The sequence below is a fragment of the Protofrankia coriariae genome (genome assembly GCF_001017755.1).
GTDB classification, from domain to species: Bacteria; Actinomycetota; Actinomycetes; order Frankiales; family Frankiaceae; genus Protofrankia; species Protofrankia coriariae.
The window spans coordinates 114,456-132,007 of sequence record NZ_JWIO01000006.1; the positions used below are offsets into that span (position 1 = coordinate 114,456).

The window sequence follows — 17,552 nt, forward strand, 5'->3', positions numbered from 1 at the left end:
CGGCCGCTCCCGCGGCCGATCGTGTGCGGCCCCCGCGCGTGGCGAAGCGTCCGGGTGGGCCCGCCGGCCGCGCGGGCGGAGCCCCGCCCGGACGGCCCGGCAGCGGACGTTACGGGGGCGGGAGCCCTGGCGCCGGATATACCACCGCCCTGCGCCGCTGGCAGCTCGCGCTGATCACTGTGGTCGCCGGCATCGCGCTCGGTGTGACCACCGGTCTGGTCATGGCCGTCGCCATGCGGGTCACCCCCAGCGGCAGCACGAACCCACCCGGCGCGATGGCGACCCCCTCCGGGGCGCCTGCCCCGGGCAACGGCGCAACGCCCCCGGCCGCGGGCAGGCCGTGGACGTCCGCCCCGCCCACCGCGACCGGGCTCGCGCTCACCCGGCCGCCGGACACCGTGGCGTGGACGTCGGCGGAACAGTCGGCGGGTGCCCCACCGCCATCCCCCCAACCAGGCCAGCCTGGTCAGCCCGTTCCCGACGCCGGGAACGGGGCGCAGCCGTCGCCGAGGGTGCCGGCGACCCCGCAGCCGGCCCCCAGCGGAGCGACCCAGCCGCCCGCCACCGCCGTCCCGACGAAACCGGCACCGACGAAGCCGGCAGCGACCTCGCCTGCGCCCGCCCCCAGCGGAACAGCCCAACCGCCCACCAGCGCCCCGACGAAGCCACCGGCTTCGCCGTCCAGGCCGCCCACCACGGCGCCGGCCGGCTCGNCGGCGCCGGCCGGCTCGCCGTCCGTCGCGGCCTCGGCCGCGGTGACACCGCCGCGGACTTCCTCCACCCAGACGGTGGCGCAGACCTCCAGGCCACAGCCCACGGCGCGGCCTCGATCGTCGGCGAGCCGCGGCCAGCGCGCGCCCTCGAAGCCGACCGGAACGACCGGCCCGACCGGGCGAGCAGCGGCCACGACCGGGCAGGGGACGGCGAACGCGAGCGTCACCGCGGGCGGTGCCGCCGGCACCAGCAGCTCCGCCCTACGGGGCCCGGTGCGACAGGGCCCGGCAACGCGGGCGGCTGTCATCCACCCACCGCTCATGCCCATCGGCGGGATCTCCAACGGCGGGGACGCCGATCACTCGACCTGGGTGCGGACGCCCACCACTCGCAGCGATGGATGGCTGCCGCGGACGCTGACGGACTGGCTGACCGGTGCCGCCAGGTGGCGCGACGGCCATCACGACATCCACCTGGGCATCCACTGGACGTCCGTCATCCGCTCCCCGGTCCTGCAGATACTGGCTGTCGTCGCCGGTGCTCTCCCTCTCGTCCGGGGGGCTGGCCTGACGGGGCGCCCCCGCCAGGACCCCTCCCCCGCGGTGTTCCGCTCTCCTGACCAGGCCAGCACGTCCGATCGCGGTTGTTCCCTCACCTTCACCGCCTGACGTACCCACCTCACATTGACTCACAGTCACCGGATGCGATCTTTTAGTGACCGTATGCTCATGGCTGGTGGCTGGGGCCGCGGCAGACGCACCTGCCGCGGCCCCAGCCACCGACGGGGCTCGGATTCCGATCAACCCCGCGAGCGATGTCGGGTCACCGTCGGCGGGGACCCAGCCCTGCCCGCGGTTCGCGGCCGGTCGACGGCCTGAGCACCGACCGTGATCCCCAGGGCGCGGAGGAGCCTGTGACCGACTGCCTGCCAGGCCCTGCCATGGCGGCCGGCCGCGCCGCCCTCGTCCAGGACAGTCCATGATCACGAAAAACGCGCGCGAGGCCCCGCCGAAACACCGGCGCGAGGCCACCCGGCCGCCGCCCGGTCAGCGCGTACTCATCGCACGCGCCATGGCGCGCTCGGCCCTGAGCCTCGTCGCCCTGCTGCTCCTGTACTATCTGCTTCCCTTCGACCGGCCCTACAGGGACGGCGTGCACGCGGGTCTGGGGATCGCGCTGGCCGTCGCCCTGCTGGCGTTCGCCGGCATCGTCGGCGTCCAGATCCGGCGGATCGCTCGGTCCGCCTACCCCGGGCTGCGCGCCGCGGAGGCCTTCGCCGTGTCCCTCCCACTGTTTCTACTGATCTTTGCGGGAACCTACTTCGTGCTCGGCCGCGAACAGGCCTGCGCATTCACCCAGGCGATGACGCGCACGGACGCCCTGTATTTCACACTCACCGTGTTCACCACCGTCGGTTTCGGCGATATTGCCCCCGTGACCCAGACCGCCCGTATCATCACCATGATCCAGATGATCGGTAATCTCGTCGTGATCGGCCTTGTCGCGCGGATTTTTCTTGGCACTATCGCCGCCGGGATACGCCGCCGCGCCGGACGGGAGTCGGAGTGAGCGGAATCCCGCCACACCGGCAGCGGGATCAGCCGGCCGTCCGGCCGGTGGCCTGGTCAGCGGCCAGCGGCGGTCTGGCCACCGATCAGCCAACCGACCCGCCGATCACCCTGGCCAGCAGGGCCTCCCTGGCCGAACCCGACAGACCCGGTCGGAGCCCCGGACAGACGGCATGATCGGCTGCCCAGCGGGCGTGACAGCCGGCGAAGACAACATGAACGAAACGAGCGAAGCGGATGAAACAGACAGGTACGCCGCCAAACTCCGGACAGCACACCGTACCCGTGACACGCGACGATAGAATCCCTGCACATATCCGAAGGGACCCCAACGACCGAAGATACCAACCGGGACGCTGCCAGAATTATGTCTGCGAAAGGGCCAGGATGTGACGACAGGTGAGCCGTCGTGACAACAGGTGACCTACACCGTGGCCCCACGGTGCGCCGTATCGTCCTGGGCTCCCAGCTGCGTCGATTACGTGAAGACAAGGGCATCAGTCGGGAAGCCGCCGGATACAGCATCCGGGCTTCCGAATCGAAGATCAGCCGCCTGGAACTCGGCCGCGTCAGCTTCAAGGAACGCGATGTCGCCGATCTGCTCACCCTCTACGGCGTCACGAACGAAGCCGAACGGGAACCATTGCTGTCCCTGGCCCGGGACGCCAACCGGCCGAGCTGGTGGCAGAACTACAGCGATGTCCTGCCGAACTGGTTTCAGCCGTACATCGGGCTGGAGGAGTCGGCAACGCTGATCCGGTCCTATGAGGTCCAGTTCGTCCCGGGCCTGCTCCAGACCGAGGACTACGCTCGCGCCGTTATCGCTCAGGGCGGCCGGGGCTCCCCGTGTGACGACGTCGAACGCCGGGTGAACGTCCGGATGCAGCGGCAGCGAATCCTGGCCCGCCCCGACCCGCCACACCTGTGGATGGTGCTGGACGAGGCCGCTCTGCGCCGCTCGATCGGTGGAGCCAAGGTGATGCGCGCCCAGCTCGAGCATCTGATCGCCCTGGCGGAGCAGCCGAACATCACGCTCCAGGTCATGCCGTTCGCTTTCGGCGGCCACATCGCCGAAGGCGGCGCGTTCAGCATCCTGCAGTTCCCCGAGGCGGACCTGCCCTACGTGGTCTACCTCGAGCAGCTTGCCGGCGCGGCCTATCTGGACAAGCTGGAGGACGTGGACCGCTATCTGGCCGCGATGAACCGCCTGTGCGTCGACAGCGTGTCACCGGAACGCGCCGCCAGCACGATCAACAAGATCATCAACGAGATCTGAAGCTGCCGCGCCGCGGAACCGACCGGCACATCGATCACGTTTAGTAAATATTGCAGATTCGATATCACGGAACGCGATCGTCAACCGCGGCCACAGCCGACCAGACCGGCGCCGCGGCCGGCTCCCCGATATGCCGCTGTGTACTGGCGCCTCCTGGCGTCCCCGAAATTTTTCGGAATTCGACAGAGAAGTACTAGGATCTCCTGGGCTGAGACCCGGCGCAGCGGTCGCCGGACGAAAGGATCTGACATGGGACTTGACGCAGCGGACGAGGAACAGCCACCCGCCAACCTCAACCCGGACATACCGCACGTCGCCCGGATCTACGACTACCTGCTCGGCGGCAGGAACAACTATGCCGCCGACCGCGCGGTGGGCGAGCAGATCATAGCGGCGGTACCGGACGCTCGTGCCAGCGTGCTGGCGAACCGCGCCTTCCTGAGCCGATCCGTACACCACCTCGCCGCCGAAGCCGGCATCCGCCAGTTCCTCGACATCGGCACCGGCTTACCATCCGCCAACAACACCCACGAAGTCGCCCAACGAGCCGCCCCCACCACCCGCGTCGTCTACGTCGACAACGACCCCATCGTCCTCGTCCACGCCAAAGCACTCCTCACCAGCTCCCCCCAGGGCACCACCACCTACATCGAAGCCGACCTCCGCAACCCCGACATCATCCTGAAAAAAGCCGCCACCACCCTCGACCTCACCCAACCAGTAGGACTCATGCTGGTCGCGATCCTGCACTGCGTCACCGACGAGGACAACCCCTACGAAATCGTCACCACCCTGCTGAACGCCATCCCCCCCGGCAGCCACCTGATACTTTCCCACCTGGCCAGCGACATCATCCCCGAAGAGATGCGTGGACTCGAGAAGAGCGTGAACGAGTCGGAAAGCGAAAATGTCACGCTCCGCTCGCACAAGCAGGTCCTACGGTTCTTCGACGGCCTGGAACTGCTGGAACCAGGCCTGGTACCGACCACACAGTGGCGCCCCGAACCCGGGGCCGACACCACCCCGATGCCCGTCTGGGCCGGCCTCGCCAGAAAACCATAAGAACGCCGACGGCCCCGGAGCCGCCCGCCCCGGTCACATCGGCTGTCCGGATCCGTCGTGAGATGCGGTTCCCTCGCATGGGACGGTACTGATCGCCGTCATTCGTCAGCGAGGCAGAGCAGACCCCAGGGGCGATTATCGACACGGGTCATGACGAGAGTGGCCCGGCGGGTACCGGAGAGCTTCAGGCGTTTACGCAACTCGTCGACGTCACCCGCCAGGCCGCGCCGCCGGATGTCGACCGACCCGACGTCCAGCGCGCGCAGGCGGGCCGGCAACTGCTTCTGGTTCCACGGCGCGGAATCGATGACGCGCAACGAGCGGCCGAACGGCGTACGTATCGGCGTGTCCGCCGACAGGAACGCGATTCTTCCGTCGATCTTCCAGGCGCCGAGTTCCCGGGCCAGCTCCGCGACGAGCCCGGCGCGGGTGACAGCCGGATTCGGGTCGAGGAGATATTCGCCCGGTGCCCGTACCGGCACCGGGGTCTCCACGCCGTATGCCCCCTGATGTACATCCCGACGACATGCCCCCCGACCAGCCGGTGTGGAGGTGAGCGTGTGCCCGCCGGGCAGGAGGGTCGCGCGGGTGCCCGTGGTGGCCAGCGCCGGGGACCAGGCCACCGCCTCCTTGAGGTCCCTGCCCACGGCAATGAACTCCAGCTCCCAGCCGGCGGGCACGGCCTCGCGTGGGAGGCCTGGAGCGGCCTTGATCCCCACCTTCGCGACACGTCCGGCGAGCTCCAGGCACCAGGACAACGGTGGCTCGCTGTCACCGGTACGCAGCCGCCGTTGGCCGGCACGCCGGGCCGGGTCGACGAACACCGCGTCCGCCCCTGCCAGGCCGACGTCGCGGACGTCGGAGAGAACGGTCGTCACGTTGCCCCCGACGCCCAGGACGTCGGCGTTGGCCCGCGCGACACGCAGATGAAGCGGGTCGGCGTCCACGGCGATCACCTGGTGCTGCCTGGCGAGCGCGAGCATGTCCCCGCCGATACCGCAGCACAGGTCGGCGACGATGTCCCCGGCCGCGTACCGCGAAGCCGTGTGCTCGGCCACGACCTGCGGCGACGCCTGTTCCAGGCCGGCACGGGTGAAGAACATCTCCATCGCCCGGCTGAACTTCGACCCGGCCGCCGCCCGCAGCTCGTGCTGGCCCAGCGCCTCGACCACGAGATCCGTCGGATACTCGGCGCGCAGCCGCGTCCCGAGGCGTAACGCCTGTCGTGGGCCGACCGCCGCGCCGGCCCCGCCGGTTCCCGCGCCCCCGCCAGCTCCACTGGCAAGCCGGTCGAGCAGTTCGCTCCCGGCGGAGGTCAGCAACGCCTCGAAGCGCTCCACCCGCGATCCCGCGGCTGCGGTCAACTTGGTTCCCCCACCTCGATCACCAGCTGGATCACCAGCCGGATCATCAGCCGCCCGTGCCACAAGGCAGTCAGGGCTCAGCCGGCAGCAGCCACGACGGCCCAGGACGCACTCTTCCACACAGCCGGTTTCACCAACAAACGCGTCACCGTCCGCCACCCCGGAAGTCCCCGAATCGTTGCTCTTCGTACATGGCGCCGCGGGCTCCGCTGACGCCGTGCCGTGCAGGCCCGCTCCCGGGACACGATGTGCGAACCGGCCCACAGAATCTCCGCCCGCGAAAGCGTCGACCGCCCAGGCGCCGGTTTTCACCCGGTGGAGCCACAGCCATGCGAATGGTGCGAATTCGGGCCAGCCAGCGGCATGCCGGCAGCCAGAAGGGAACAGGCGATGGCACGCGAACTGCACCTGAATGTCAACGTCACCGGGAGCGGCCGGCACGCCGGCGGCTGGCGGGCCCAGGACGACCCGACACTGTTCGTGAACATCGACTTCTTCCGGCACATCGCGCGGGTGGCGGAACGCGGGACGTTCGACTCCGTGTTCATCGCGGACGTCGCGGCGCTGCCACAGGAGCCACCGGTGGAGCCATACCACCCGGGCTCCGCGTGACGGAAACCGGCGTTCTCCCGTCCTGGTCAGTAGATATCAGGACATGCCATCCGTTCATCATTCCAACCGGGTTCGGCAGGCCGGACGGCGATCAGCGGACCCGCATCCACCGGGATTTGGCAGTAACGCTTAAGTAATTCGTTAGCGAAACTTGGAAGTCGCCCTCCATATCGTGACCGAATGTCCCGCGGCCGATGACTCATCGAGATTATTTGCCAAGCTAATTAGCTTGTGACACTGTGGTCGCGATGAACCGGGGTACTTTACGGACGCTGCGCCCGCCGCTGGGATGGAACCGGCGCTCCGGCGCGCAATCGCGGGAGCGCACGGAATCACAGGAAACGCGGGATCACAGGATCGCGGGGAATGGAGTGAAGCCGGATGAAGGTGGACGTCTCACGACGGGTGGTGTGGCGATGGTCGGGAAAAGACAGCTGAAGCTGGCGGCACACGCGTCGGCTCTGGGCGCGACCCTGTCGTCGCGCACGGACCCGGTACGCCGGACATACGACATCCCCGCCCTTGTCAGCGCGGCCAGGTTGCTCGAGGAGGCGAAGTTCGACGCGGTCTTCGAAGCCGACGCCCTGCTGTTCGACGTCGACGCCGTCAACACCCTGCACGGCGGGGCGCGGTTCCACGCGGACGCGACGACCGTCGTCGCGGCCCTGGCGAGCGTGACCGAACGGATCGGGCTGGTATCGACGGCGACGACGGCGTTCAACGTGCCGGCCGCGCTCGCGCGCCAGCTCCAGACCCTCGACCATCTCAGCGGTGGCCGTGTCGGCGGGAACGCCGTGACCTCCTTCGGAGGGGAACGGCGGTTCGGCTTCACCGACATGCCCGACCAGGACACCCGGTACCGCCGCGCGTACGAGTTCGTCGAGATCGTCCAGGGCCTGTGGCGCGGCTGGGCGTGGGACGCGGTCTACGTCGACGGCACCGGGACACCGCGGATCGACCCGGCAAAAGTCAACAAGATCATCTTCAGTGGGGAGTTCCTGCGCTCCGCGGGTGCGATCGGCGTCCCGCGGTCGCCGCAGGGCTGGCCGGTGCAGTTCCAGGCCGGCGGGTCCGACGCGGGGCTGCGGTTCGCCGCCGGGTATGCCGAGGCGATCTTCTCCGCGTCCCCGGACCTGGAGCACGGCGTCTCGTTCAGCGCGAAGCTCGCCGCCGCGGTCGCCGCCGAAAAGGGCCCCGGCGCCCCGAAGCCGCTCATCCTCCCCGGCTTCAACGTCATCCTCGGTGTCACCGAGAGTGAGGCCAAGGAGCGGGAACGGGCGCTGGTCGACTCCTTGGACTTCGAGCTCGGCCGGCAGAGCCTGTCGCTGGCCTTCGGAGCGATCGTCGCGAAGGAGCGTGGCGCCGGCGCCGAGGTCGACCTCTCCGACCTGGATCTCGACGATCCGATACCGCCCGAGCGCATTCTTCGCCTGCCGGCCACGGCCACGCTGGGGCGGCGGCGCAGCCGGCCGCAGCTGTATCGCGACCTCGCGTTGAAGGGCCTCACCGTCCGCGAACTGATCGTCGTACACCTGCAGGGGCACGCCCACTACCGCTTCGTCGGCAGCTACGACCAGGTCGTCGACGAGTTCGAGCGCTGGTCCGGCAAGGGGGCGGCGGACGGCTTCGTCCTCAGCTTCCTGGAGACCGCCGACGCGGTGTACAGCTTCGTCGAGAACGTCGTGCCGCGTCTACAGGACCGCGGGCTGTTCCGGCGCGAGTACGAGGGGACCACCTTCCGCGAGCACCTCGGCCTGGCCGCGGCCTGACCCCGCCGGCGCCGCACCGAACATGACGACCAGATTTCGCGCGCTGCGGTCGCGGAACTTCCGGCTGTGGCTGGCGGGATCCCTGGTGTCGAACACCGGCACCTGGATGCAGCGGACGGCACAGGACTGGCTCGTCCTCACCGAGCTGACGGACCATTCGGGGGGCCGCGACAGGCGTGACGGTGGGCCTGCAGTTCGTGCCCCTGCTGCTGGTCTCGCCCTACGCCGGGGCGCTGGCCGACCGGCTGCCGAAGCGGAACATCCAGTTCGTGGCGCAGGCGCTGCTGGGCCTTGGCGCGCTGGCGCTCAGCCTGCTGGTGCTGACGCACACGGTGCGGCTGTGGCAGGTGTTCCTCTGCGCCTTCGCCATCGGCTTCGGCAACGCGCTGGACCGCGACACGAACCCCGACGCACGGCGCATCGACGGCCGGCCGGAGTACGTCCGGACCGCGGTCGAGGGCTCGCTGCGGCGCCTGGGCATCGACCACGTGGACCTCTACTACCAGCACCGGGTCGACCCGACAGTGCCGATCGAGGAGGCCGTCGGGGTGCTCAAGGAGCTGGTGGCGGCAGGCAAGATCCGCTACATCGGGCTCTCCGAGCCGGGCCCGCGGACGATCCGCCGCGCCCACGCCACGCATCCGGTCACCGCCATCCAGAACGAGTGGTCGGTCTTCAGCCGCCAGATCGAGGAACAGACCGTCCCGACAGCCCGCGAGCTGGGCATCGGGCTGGTCCCGTACTCGCCGCTCGGGCGCGGCTGGCTGACGGGCGCCCTGCGCAGGCCGCAGGACGTGACCGGCCGTCGAAGCCGGCACCCACGCTTCGCCGCGGACGTCTTCGACATCAACCTGCGCCTGGCCGACGATGTCGCCGGGATCGCGACCGAACTCGGCGTCCGCCCCGGGCAGGTGGCGCTGGCCTGGCTGCTCTCCCGCGGCGAGGACGTGGTGCCCATCCCCGGCACCCATCACCTCGGCTACCTGCGCGAGAAGGCCGGTGCTACCAACGTCACTCTCGGTGAGGAGCATCTGGCCAGGTTGGAGCCGATCGCCGCGCGCGTCGCCGGCGAGCGCTCCGTGCGGCCGGAGAACATCGGGACCGAGGCCCCGCCGCTGCCCGCCGGAACGACATCGTGACCACGCGCGAAATCGCCGGCACGGACACCTGAGGCGCGCAGGCTGCACCTGAACGTCAACTCCAACGGCCTGGGACGGCACGACGCCGGGTGGCGGGCGGCGAACCAGCCGCCCGACTTCCTGGACCTGACCACCTGGGAGCGGCTGGGCCGGATCGCCGAACGAAGCCGGCCCGTCAATCCGGGCCGACGACTTTGCCACGAACAACAGTTCGATTAGAATGTGGACGAGCGCGAGTTCTTCCGGTGGGCGAGCCGTTACGCCATGCTTGCGGCACCGCCGGTACGTTTGTAAGGCTACGGGAAGGGAGGCCCAACATCGTGGACGAACATGATCGAATCGTTACGGAGAGTCTCCCGCATGACGACCTCGACGTACAGCCGGACGAAGCCAAGTTCGCCGAGCTACTGCTCCTGGTCGCCGAGGAACTGGCCAATGACCCCTACGGGGGTGCCACCAAGGCCAACAAGGTCCTGTACTTCGCCGAGTTCGCCCACGTCCGCGAGACCGGCCTTCCAATCACCGGTGTCCGGTATCGCAAGCTCGAACGAGGACCCGCACCGCGCCATCTCCGAGCGATCCGGGGCCGTCTGATCGACAACGGCGACGCGGTACTGATCAAAGAGCGGGTTCTCGGCTACGAGCAGCACCGGCTCCGGCCGACTCGGCCAGCCCGCCGGGAACTGTTCAGCGCCACCGAACTGAAAGCCGTCCAGGACGCCGTCAACCTGCTCCGCGGCCACACCAACGCGGACGCCAGCGAACGGTCCCACCGCGAGCCCGGCTGGCAACTCGTCGACAACGGCGAGGACATCCCATACGTAGCGGCCCTCCTACCGCAGCATCAGCCATCATCGCGGATGATGGACCGCCTGCGACAGATCGGTGAGGAGTACGCCCGCCAGGGGCGCCTCGCCCAGTGACCAGACACACGGTCACCTACGGAGCCGACTTCCTCGCCACCGCTCAGGCCACCTACCCGGACAGCCGAAGCGCACGCTACTCGGGGCCGACGTTCCACGAGTTCATGGCGTTGCCGGTGCGGTCAGCAAGGTTCGCTTTCACCCACAACTGGGACAATCTGCCCTCGACGATGGGTGGCACGGCTCGACTGTGATCCTTGAGCCGAGCGGAGCGTTCGGGCCGATCGTCTTCTACGCGATCCTTGTCGCCCGGCCAACCGGGCCGACAGTGGAAATCGCGGACTTCGAGGAAGACCGAGCCCACTGGGACACCTTCATCGACCCGGACGACCCGGACGACTGAGCCGTGCCTGACGGATGTTCGGTCGCGTGGAGGCGCTGAACTGGCTGGACGAAAGCCTTGATTGGTAAGGAGGTTGCTGTACTTTGCTGCTGTACATGCGTCAAGGACATGATCCGAATTGCGAATCATGTCCTTGACCTGGGTCGGGGTGGCGGGATTTGAACCCACGACCTCTTCGTCCCGAACGAAGCGCGCTACCAAGCTGCGCCACACCCCGCGACCACTGCAAAGCTTACCTGATCCGGAAGTCTACCTGATCCGCCGGCCACTCTCGGCACGGGGTGACCGGACAGGTCCACGGGGAGCGGCTCCAGCCCCCGCCACCGGCACAGAGGCCGCGACGGTGCTCACACCCAGGGCCACGGCGCCAGGTCCGCGCGAGGCGTCAGGTCCACGCGGCCGGCGCGAGGGTGATCAGGGTGGCCTCCGGCCGGCAGGCGAACCGGACCGGTGCGAACGGGGACGTCCCAAGGCCCGCGGAGACGTGCAGCCACGACGAGCGTCCACCGGCCTCGTAACGGGACAGGCCGCGGACCCGGCCGCGGTCGAGGCCACAGTTGGCGACCAGCGCCCCGACGAACGGCACCCGGATCTGCCCGCCGTGTGTGTGGCCGGAGAGCGTCAGCGCCACCCCGTCCGCGGTGTAGGCGTCCAGCACCCGGGGCTCCGGGGTGTGCGACAGCCCCAGCACCAGGTCGACGTCGCCGTTGCCGTCGTCGCGCGGGCCGAGCACCGCGGAGAGATCGTCCCGCCTGAGCCTGGCGTCGTCGACGCCGCGGACGTCGATCCGCAGCCCGGCGACGCGCAGCACCGTCCGGGTGTTGGTCAGGTCCAGCCAGCCGCTGTCGGCGGCCAGGCTCTTGGCGAAACCGGCCCAGTCCAGCGGAGCCCCCTTCGGGGTGGGGACGTCCCCGGGCAGCAGGTAGCGGTGCGGGCTCTTCAGCGTCGGCACGTAGTAGTCGTTGTTGCCCGGCACGAAAACCCCCGGGAAGCCGAACAGGGACGACAGCGCCAGCAGCGTCGGCTCGTCGGCGTCCGGGTGTGCCAGGACGTCACCAGTCAGCGCCACCAGGTCGGGCACCAGGCGGGCGAGATCCCCGATCCACGCCAGCTTGCGCTTCTGGTTCGGGGTTATGTGCAGGTCGGAGATGTGCAGGATGCGCAGCGGCTGCGCGTCCCGCGCGAGCATCGGCAGCACCACACGACGCAGGGTGTAGGCGGTGCGCTCATAGCCGGCGGCATATGCCACGGCAAGGGCTCCTGCCACGCCGAGCCCGGTGGCCGCCCGCCCGACGGGGCGTCCCCACGCCCGTGAAGGTGACTGTTGCAACCGTCGCCCACTCGTCATCGGACAAGTGTGGCCCAGGTTGCGCCATGGTGGGCGGCTCGCGGGGCGCGTCGCGCACGTCGTGACCCAGTGGACATCCGCCCCGCCGGCCGCTGGTCCGGCGGCCGGCGGCCGGCCAGGTNCGGCGGCCGGCCAGGTCAACTAAGGTCACCCGTGTGAGCGAACTCAAGGATCGTCTGCGGGTGGATCTCACCACGGCGATGAAGGCGCGGGACGCGCTGCGGACGTCCACCCTGCGGATGGCCCTGGCGGCGTTGAAGGACGAGGAGGTCGCCGGCAAGAGCGCCCGCGAACTGTCCGACGCCGAGGTGCGGAAGGTGCTCACCCGGGAGGTTCGCAAGCGACGGGAGGCCGCCGACGCCTTCGCCGCGGCGGGCCGCGCGGAACAGGCCAGCAAGGAAAACGACGAGGGTGAGATCCTGGCCGCCTACCTCCCTCAGCAGCTTGGCGACGACGAACTCGCCGCGATCATCGACAAGGTGATCGCCGAGCACGGCCTGGCCGGGCCGAAGGCCATGGGCGCCGCGATGAAGGCGGTCCAGCCCGAGGTGGCCGGGCGTGCGGACGGGGCCCGCGTCTCCGCCCTGGTCCGCGCCCGGCTGGCTTCCTCCCCGCCCGCCCAGGCGTGAGCACGGCCTATCGGTACGCCCGATCGGGCGGCACACGGCCTGTCGGGGCGTGACCGGTCGACCCGCGACCAGGGGACGGTGGACGGGACGATCCGCCGGCGGCCGGCGGGAGCTGACAGGCCCGTCAGCCCGCTCCGGACCTGCCACTGCCCCGAACCCGCCCGGACCCCGCGGTGCCGGGATCGGCGCGAGCGGACCTTCTTCCGTCGCCGAGCCGGGTGGGCGTCCCACCCTCGTCGGATTCGGCGGACCGCAGGACGAAGCCCTGGGAGACCATCAGCACGACCTCCGAGCCCTCGTCCACCTCCTGATTGCCGCCGGGATTCATCGCCAGCACCGTCCCCTTCGAGAACGGGCTCCAGATCTCCTGCACCGTCACCCGGAAGCCCTGGGAGGTCAGCCGCTGCTGTGCCAGGGACAGGTCCAGGCCGACGACGTCCGGCAGCGTCTTCTTCGCCGGGTGGGGCTGGGTGTCGTCCGGGGACGGCATCGGCGCGACCGGCAGCCCGAGTCCGTCGGCAGTGCCGCGCATCGCCCTCGCCCACACCTGGGCGGGCAGGCCACCACCGTAGACGACCTGGTTGCCCAGGACGTTGCGCAACGGATATGTCGTGGGCGAGCGCGGGTCGGCGAGGGTCACGGCGGTGGCCAGTTGGGGGATGTAACCGGCGAACGACGCGGTGCTGAACCCCTCGGCGGTGCCGGTCTTGCCCGCGGCCGGCCGGCCGATCTGCGCGTTGGGGACCCCGGTCCCGTGCAGGATGACACCTTCGAGGACCGAGGTGACCGTGTCCGCGATCTGCGTCCCGAGCACCTGGCGGCACGGCTCGGGCGCGCTGTAGGGCACCGGCCGGTCGGTGCTGCCGACCCGCTGGGTGATCGATTCAAAGGGTCGCGGATCGCATCGGACACCGTGGTTGGCCAGCGTGGCGTAGGCGGTCGCCAGATCCATGGTGGAGATCTCGTTGGTGCCGAGCACAGCCGCTCCGTCGACCGGCCCGATGCCGCCGCCGGGGCAGCGCAGGGACTCGGACTGGTCCTGCACCCGGCAGGAGGACACCCCCAGCCGACGTGCCATCTCAGCGGTGTTCCGCAGCCCGACCTTCTCCGCGAGCTGGATGTAGTAGGTGTTGACCGAGTCCCAGGTCGCCGTGGTCATGGAATATAAGCCGGCCTCGTTCGGGTCGGCGTTGCCGTAGCAGTCCCCCTGGCTCTGGTGCCCGTTGTCGTCGGTATCCGGATTGTGGAAGACATCCGAGTGGTAGCACGCCGGGGAATAGTACGTGGTGTTCAGCGGCAGTCCTTTTTCCAGGGCCGCGGCGAGTGTGAACACCTTGAAGGTGGATCCCGGTGAGAACGAGGCCTCCTCCAGCGGGATTATCTGCTTGGTGTGTACGAAGTCGGTGGTCCGCTCCGGCGGCTGGCCGTCCGCGGACGGGCCGTATTCCCGGTTCACCGCCAGCGCCAGCACGTTCCCGGTGCCCGGCTGGAGCATTGCCACCCCCACCGCCACCCGGTTGCCGGGCGGCACGACGGTGTTCGCCGCGTTCTGCGCGGCGGCCTGGGCGACCGGGTCGAGTGTGGTCCGGATCGTCAGGCCGCCCTCGAACAGCAGCCGTTCCCGGTCCGCCTGGGTCGCCCCGAAACGCTCGTCGGCGAGCAGCGTGCGGCGGACGTAGGCGCAGAAGAACGGCACCGACGACAGCTGACAGGGGTCCGCAGCCTGCGGTGGGCGGTTGAGCACCACCGGGGTCCCCCGAATCTGTCGCAGCTGCTCGTCGCTGATGTGGCCGAGTTCGTGCATGCGCTCCAGGACGACGTCCCGTCGCGACATCGCCGCCTGCGGGTGCAGCACCGGGTTGTAGGCGGTCGGGTTCTTGACCAGACCGGCCAGCATCGCCGCCTGCGGGAGGGTGAGCTGGTCGACCTCGACGTTGAAATAGTGTTTCGCCGCGGTTTCCACGCCGTAGGCGCCGTCCCCGAAGTAGGCTATGTTCAGATACCTTTCAAGAATCTGGTCCTTGCTCAGGTGCTCCTCGAGGTAAAGTGCGTAGCGTGCTTCCCGGAGTTTACGTCTGACGGTCTGCTCGGTCGCGGCCTCTTTTTCCTCCCTGGACGTCGCGGCCTGCAGAAGGACGTTCTTCACGTACTGCTGAGTGAGAGTGGATCCGCCTTGCGTGACCGCCCCGGACTCCTGGTTGGAGACATAGGCCCGCAGCAGCCCCCGGTAGTCGAGTCCGGTGTGCTCGTAGAAGCGGGAGTCCTCGATGTCTATGACCGCCTGGCGCAGTACCGTCGGAATGCGGTCGAGGGGGATGATCTGCCGGTCCTGCTCACCGCGCAGATATCCGATGACGTTGCCCTTGGCATCCAGGATGCGGGACGCCTGCGGCAGCGGTGGGACGGTGAGGTTCGCCGGCAGGTCGAGGAAGGCGTCGGCGCTGCCCTTCACCGTGAGGCCCGCCAGCGCCACGACCGGCAACAGGACCAGCGCGAGCAGGACACCCGCGAGCCCGCTGATGACCATGGCCTGCCCGATCCATTCGACCGCCGTCCATGCTCGCGGATAGCCACGATGTGGACCGTCCGGCATTGGGCCGGCGCCCGACGCGACGCCTTTGCCGTAGCCGGCACGGCCGGAACCGGCGGGCGGCCGCGGGGACCCGTGGCCCGACCCTGTCGCGCTGGTCACGTTCGGGAACCTCCAAACGGCCCCCTCGCACGGCCGCTCGGCCGTACCTCCCGCACCAGCCTACGACCGCACGGAACGGACATACGAATGTCACGCACACGACATGATCTGGTTACAGATAGCGCCACTGTCGTCATTCGGATCAATGGCCCGGACGGGTCATTTAGACAACCACCCGTGTGGGGTCTGTGCCGTGGCGGAGACGCTCCATACGGTTTCGGGCGAAGCCACGTCACCACCCGCACGGGCCCCCTGACCCGGTCTCGAGAAGAAAGGCAGGTGGCATGACCAGCAGCCTGGCAACCCGCACCAGTGCCGCCCGACGTGCCAGCTCGACACAGTTGATCGGCTCGACCGTCGACGGCGACTGGACCGCGAACGCGGCCTGTCGTGACCTGGACCCGGACGACCTCTTCGTCCAGGGAGCGGCGCAGAACCGGGTGAAGACCCGGTGCTTCGGATGCCTCGTCCGCACCGAGTGCCTCGCTGACGCCCTTGACAACCGAGTGGAGTTCGGAGTCTGGGGCGGTATGACCGAACGGGAACGCCGGGCGCTGCTGCGCCGGCGACCGGACGTCACATCGTGGCGGAAGCTGCTCGCGGACGCGCGCGCCCATCACGGCGCCGCCTCCGCCGGTTAGGACCGTCCGCACCTCGTCCCCCACTGGTCACCTACCGGTGCCCTGTTGGTCGTTTGTTGACGAATTTGCTGTCCGGTTCCCCCGCGCGGCTCATCATCACACGCACACAGGGCATTGCGGACATCGACGTCACTAACGGGACAACCACTCGACGACGGTGCCGCGGCCAGCGATGATCCGGGCTGGCCGGACGATCAGACGGGCCCAGGTGCCCGATCTCCCCGACGGGTGCGCGATCACAGCTGTTCGCGCACCCGCAGGCTCGGCCAGCCGGTAACCCCCGCGGGACATCTGACATCGCTGCCCACGCGCACCCGCGTCCCCCACGAGCCCGGCCAACTGCCGACAGCCCCACCACGCCAGGCGGTACATGGCGTCGGCGAGCGGAGCCGCGACATGGCGGACGCGGAGTGACAGGAGACGAAAACCACGTAACCGCCCCACTCGCGCGCTAGTCGGTCTGCCCCAGGGCGGCGTCATGGGCGTGTTCGGGGATGTCGTCGCCGGCCAGTACGGCGCCGACGGCGCGCAGGCCGTCAAGATCGTGAACATCGCCGGCGAACGCGTCGACCTCGACCAGGGGTGTGTCGGGATGCGCGCTGGTGAAGCGGTCCCGCAGACGCTGCTCCCGGGTGGCCAGCCGTACCCGTTCCGCGTGGATGCGCAGCACCGCCGTCGCCAGCGGATGTTCGGCATGCTCACCGAGCGTCTCGGCCGCCGCCAGGCTGCGTTCCACGGTCAGCCCACGGGCGGCCGGCCCGACCGAGTGGACCCGGTTGACGACCAGGCCCGCCAACGGCATCCCGTCCGCGTCGAGCCGGTCGACGAAGTACGACGCCTCCCGCAACGCGGCGGCCTCCGGCGCCGCCACCACGACAAAGGACGTCCCGGGCGCGCCCAGCAGCTGGTACGTCTGGTCGGCGCGCTGCCGGAACCCCCCGAACATCGTCTCCAGGGCGGCCACGAACTGGCTGACGTCGGCGAGTAGCTGCGCGCCGATGATCTTCGTCAGTATCCTGCCGAACACGCCCAGCCCGACGTTCACGACCTTCAGGTACATCTTCCCGCCGGCCTTCGCCGGGGCGAGCAGCAGTCGCAGCAGCCGGCCGTCGAGAAAGGCGCTCAGGCGGTTGGGCGCGTCCAGGAAGTCCAGGGCCGACCGGGTCGGCGGGGTGTCGACGACGATGAGGTCCCACTCGCCCGTCGCGTCCAGCTGGCCGAGCTTCTCCATCGCCATGTACTCCTGGGTACCGGCGAAGGACGACGACAACGACTGGTAGAAGGGGTTGTCGAGTAACTGCTGGGCGCGTTCCGGGGTTGCGTGCGCAAGGACGATCTCGTCGAACGTCCGCTTCATGTCGAGCATCATCGCGTCGAGATGACCGCCGGCGGAACAGTCCACCCCGACGACCTCCCGGGGGTTGTTGTCCAGCTCGGTCAGGCCCATGGACTGCGCCAGCCGGCGGGCCGGG

General features: G+C 69.4%; 17 protein-coding genes and 1 tRNA gene. 12 read left to right on the forward strand and 6 right to left on the reverse strand.

The window, feature by feature from the left end; translation table 11 throughout:
• Nucleotides 1-109 precede the first annotated feature (109 nt).
• On the reverse strand, nt 110-382 hold the full coding sequence (locus FrCorBMG51_RS29370; RefSeq protein WP_200902346.1) for a hypothetical protein: 273 nt from the start codon (nt 380-382) through the stop codon (nt 110-112).
• Nucleotides 383-1,034: 652 nt separating this feature from the next.
• On the opposite strand from FrCorBMG51_RS29370, the gene FrCorBMG51_RS24745 reads away from it, so the two are divergent.
• The 4 genes from FrCorBMG51_RS24745 to FrCorBMG51_RS05890 all read left to right on the forward strand — a co-directional run bounded on the left by FrCorBMG51_RS24745 (nt 1,035) and on the right by FrCorBMG51_RS05890 (nt 4,620).
• Entirely contained in the window at nt 1,035-1,382 is a 348-nt protein-coding gene (locus tag FrCorBMG51_RS24745; RefSeq protein ID WP_052914367.1) for a hypothetical protein, read from the forward strand.
• 310 nt (nt 1,383-1,692) lie between these two features.
• Nucleotides 1,693-2,283, forward strand: coding sequence for a potassium channel family protein (locus FrCorBMG51_RS05875; protein ID WP_047222079.1), 591 nt, complete (start codon nt 1,693-1,695; stop codon nt 2,281-2,283).
• A 408-nt stretch (nt 2,284-2,691) separates the two neighbouring features.
• The gene (locus tag FrCorBMG51_RS05885) at nt 2,692-3,558 is read left to right on the forward strand and encodes a helix-turn-helix domain-containing protein (protein ID WP_047222081.1); all 867 of its coding nucleotides are present in this window, start codon (nt 2,692-2,694) and stop codon (nt 3,556-3,558) included.
• 249 nt (nt 3,559-3,807) lie between these two features.
• Nucleotides 3,808-4,620 (forward strand): SAM-dependent methyltransferase, encoded by an 813-nt coding sequence (locus tag FrCorBMG51_RS05890; protein ID WP_047222082.1) that lies wholly within the window; start codon nt 3,808-3,810, stop codon nt 4,618-4,620.
• A 98-nt stretch (nt 4,621-4,718) separates the two neighbouring features.
• On the opposite strand, the gene FrCorBMG51_RS05895 is transcribed toward FrCorBMG51_RS05890, so the two are convergent.
• A complete protein-coding gene (locus FrCorBMG51_RS05895; RefSeq protein ID WP_235433349.1) occupies nt 4,719-5,984 on the reverse strand; it encodes a class I SAM-dependent methyltransferase in 1,266 nt (421 codons plus the stop codon).
• A gap of 390 nt (nt 5,985-6,374) precedes the next feature.
• Here FrCorBMG51_RS05895 and FrCorBMG51_RS05900 point away from each other — a divergent pair, with 390 nt between their 5' ends.
• From FrCorBMG51_RS05900 to FrCorBMG51_RS27950, 6 genes are all read left to right on the forward strand, one after another.
• The gene (locus FrCorBMG51_RS05900; RefSeq protein WP_047222084.1) at nt 6,375-6,596 is read left to right on the forward strand and encodes a hypothetical protein; all 222 of its coding nucleotides are present in this window, start codon (nt 6,375-6,377) and stop codon (nt 6,594-6,596) included.
• Nucleotides 6,597-7,012: 416 nt separating this feature from the next.
• Complete coding sequence (locus FrCorBMG51_RS05905) at nt 7,013-8,365, forward strand: NtaA/DmoA family FMN-dependent monooxygenase (protein ID WP_157180406.1); 1,353 nt, start codon at nt 7,013-7,015, stop codon at nt 8,363-8,365.
• Nucleotides 8,366-8,547: 182 nt separating this feature from the next.
• The gene (locus tag FrCorBMG51_RS05910) at nt 8,548-9,504 is read left to right on the forward strand and encodes an aldo/keto reductase (RefSeq protein WP_235433350.1); all 957 of its coding nucleotides are present in this window, start codon (nt 8,548-8,550) and stop codon (nt 9,502-9,504) included.
• A gap of 320 nt (nt 9,505-9,824) precedes the next feature.
• Nucleotides 9,825-10,427, forward strand: coding sequence for a Panacea domain-containing protein (locus FrCorBMG51_RS24750; RefSeq protein WP_052914370.1), 603 nt, complete (start codon nt 9,825-9,827; stop codon nt 10,425-10,427).
• On the forward strand, nt 10,424-10,621 hold the full coding sequence (locus FrCorBMG51_RS05920; RefSeq protein WP_047222085.1) for a hypothetical protein: 198 nt from the start codon (nt 10,424-10,426) through the stop codon (nt 10,619-10,621). Before FrCorBMG51_RS24750 ends, FrCorBMG51_RS05920 begins: the two co-directional genes overlap by 4 nt.
• Nucleotides 10,618-10,770: a hypothetical protein gene (locus tag FrCorBMG51_RS27950; protein ID WP_157180407.1), complete on the forward strand. Its 153-nt coding sequence runs from the start codon at nt 10,618-10,620 to the stop codon at nt 10,768-10,770. The genes FrCorBMG51_RS05920 and FrCorBMG51_RS27950 overlap by 4 nt, the downstream gene beginning before the upstream one ends.
• 143 nt (nt 10,771-10,913) lie before the next feature.
• On the opposite strand, the gene FrCorBMG51_RS05925 is transcribed toward FrCorBMG51_RS27950, so the two are convergent.
• A tRNA-Pro gene (locus tag FrCorBMG51_RS05925) sits at nt 10,914-10,987 on the reverse strand.
• A gap of 168 nt (nt 10,988-11,155) precedes the next feature.
• Nucleotides 11,156-12,118 carry a metallophosphoesterase gene (locus FrCorBMG51_RS05930; RefSeq protein ID WP_047222086.1) on the reverse strand — a complete coding sequence of 321 codons (963 nt, stop codon included), beginning with the start codon at nt 12,116-12,118 and terminating at the stop codon, nt 11,156-11,158.
• A 155-nt stretch (nt 12,119-12,273) separates the two neighbouring features.
• Between FrCorBMG51_RS05930 and FrCorBMG51_RS05935 the strand changes: the two genes are divergently transcribed.
• Nucleotides 12,274-12,747 carry a GatB/YqeY domain-containing protein gene (locus FrCorBMG51_RS05935; RefSeq protein WP_047222087.1) on the forward strand — a complete coding sequence of 158 codons (474 nt, stop codon included), beginning with the start codon at nt 12,274-12,276 and terminating at the stop codon, nt 12,745-12,747.
• Nucleotides 12,748-12,871: 124 nt separating this feature from the next.
• Here FrCorBMG51_RS05935 and FrCorBMG51_RS05940 read toward each other — a convergent pair whose 3' ends face one another.
• Nucleotides 12,872-15,274 (reverse strand): transglycosylase domain-containing protein, encoded by a 2,403-nt coding sequence (locus tag FrCorBMG51_RS05940; RefSeq protein WP_235433351.1) that lies wholly within the window; start codon nt 15,272-15,274, stop codon nt 12,872-12,874.
• Nucleotides 15,275-15,723: 449 nt separating this feature from the next.
• On the opposite strand from FrCorBMG51_RS05940, the gene FrCorBMG51_RS05945 reads away from it, so the two are divergent.
• The gene (locus FrCorBMG51_RS05945; protein WP_013875441.1) at nt 15,724-16,080 is read left to right on the forward strand and encodes a WhiB family transcriptional regulator; all 357 of its coding nucleotides are present in this window, start codon (nt 15,724-15,726) and stop codon (nt 16,078-16,080) included.
• Nucleotides 16,081-16,531: 451 nt separating this feature from the next.
• Here the strand turns inward: FrCorBMG51_RS05945 and FrCorBMG51_RS05950 are convergent, their stop codons facing one another.
• Nucleotides 16,532-17,527 carry an ArsA family ATPase gene (locus FrCorBMG51_RS05950; RefSeq protein WP_476742114.1) on the reverse strand — a complete coding sequence of 332 codons (996 nt, stop codon included), beginning with the start codon at nt 17,525-17,527 and terminating at the stop codon, nt 16,532-16,534.
• Nucleotides 17,528-17,552: the final 25 nt, after the last annotated feature.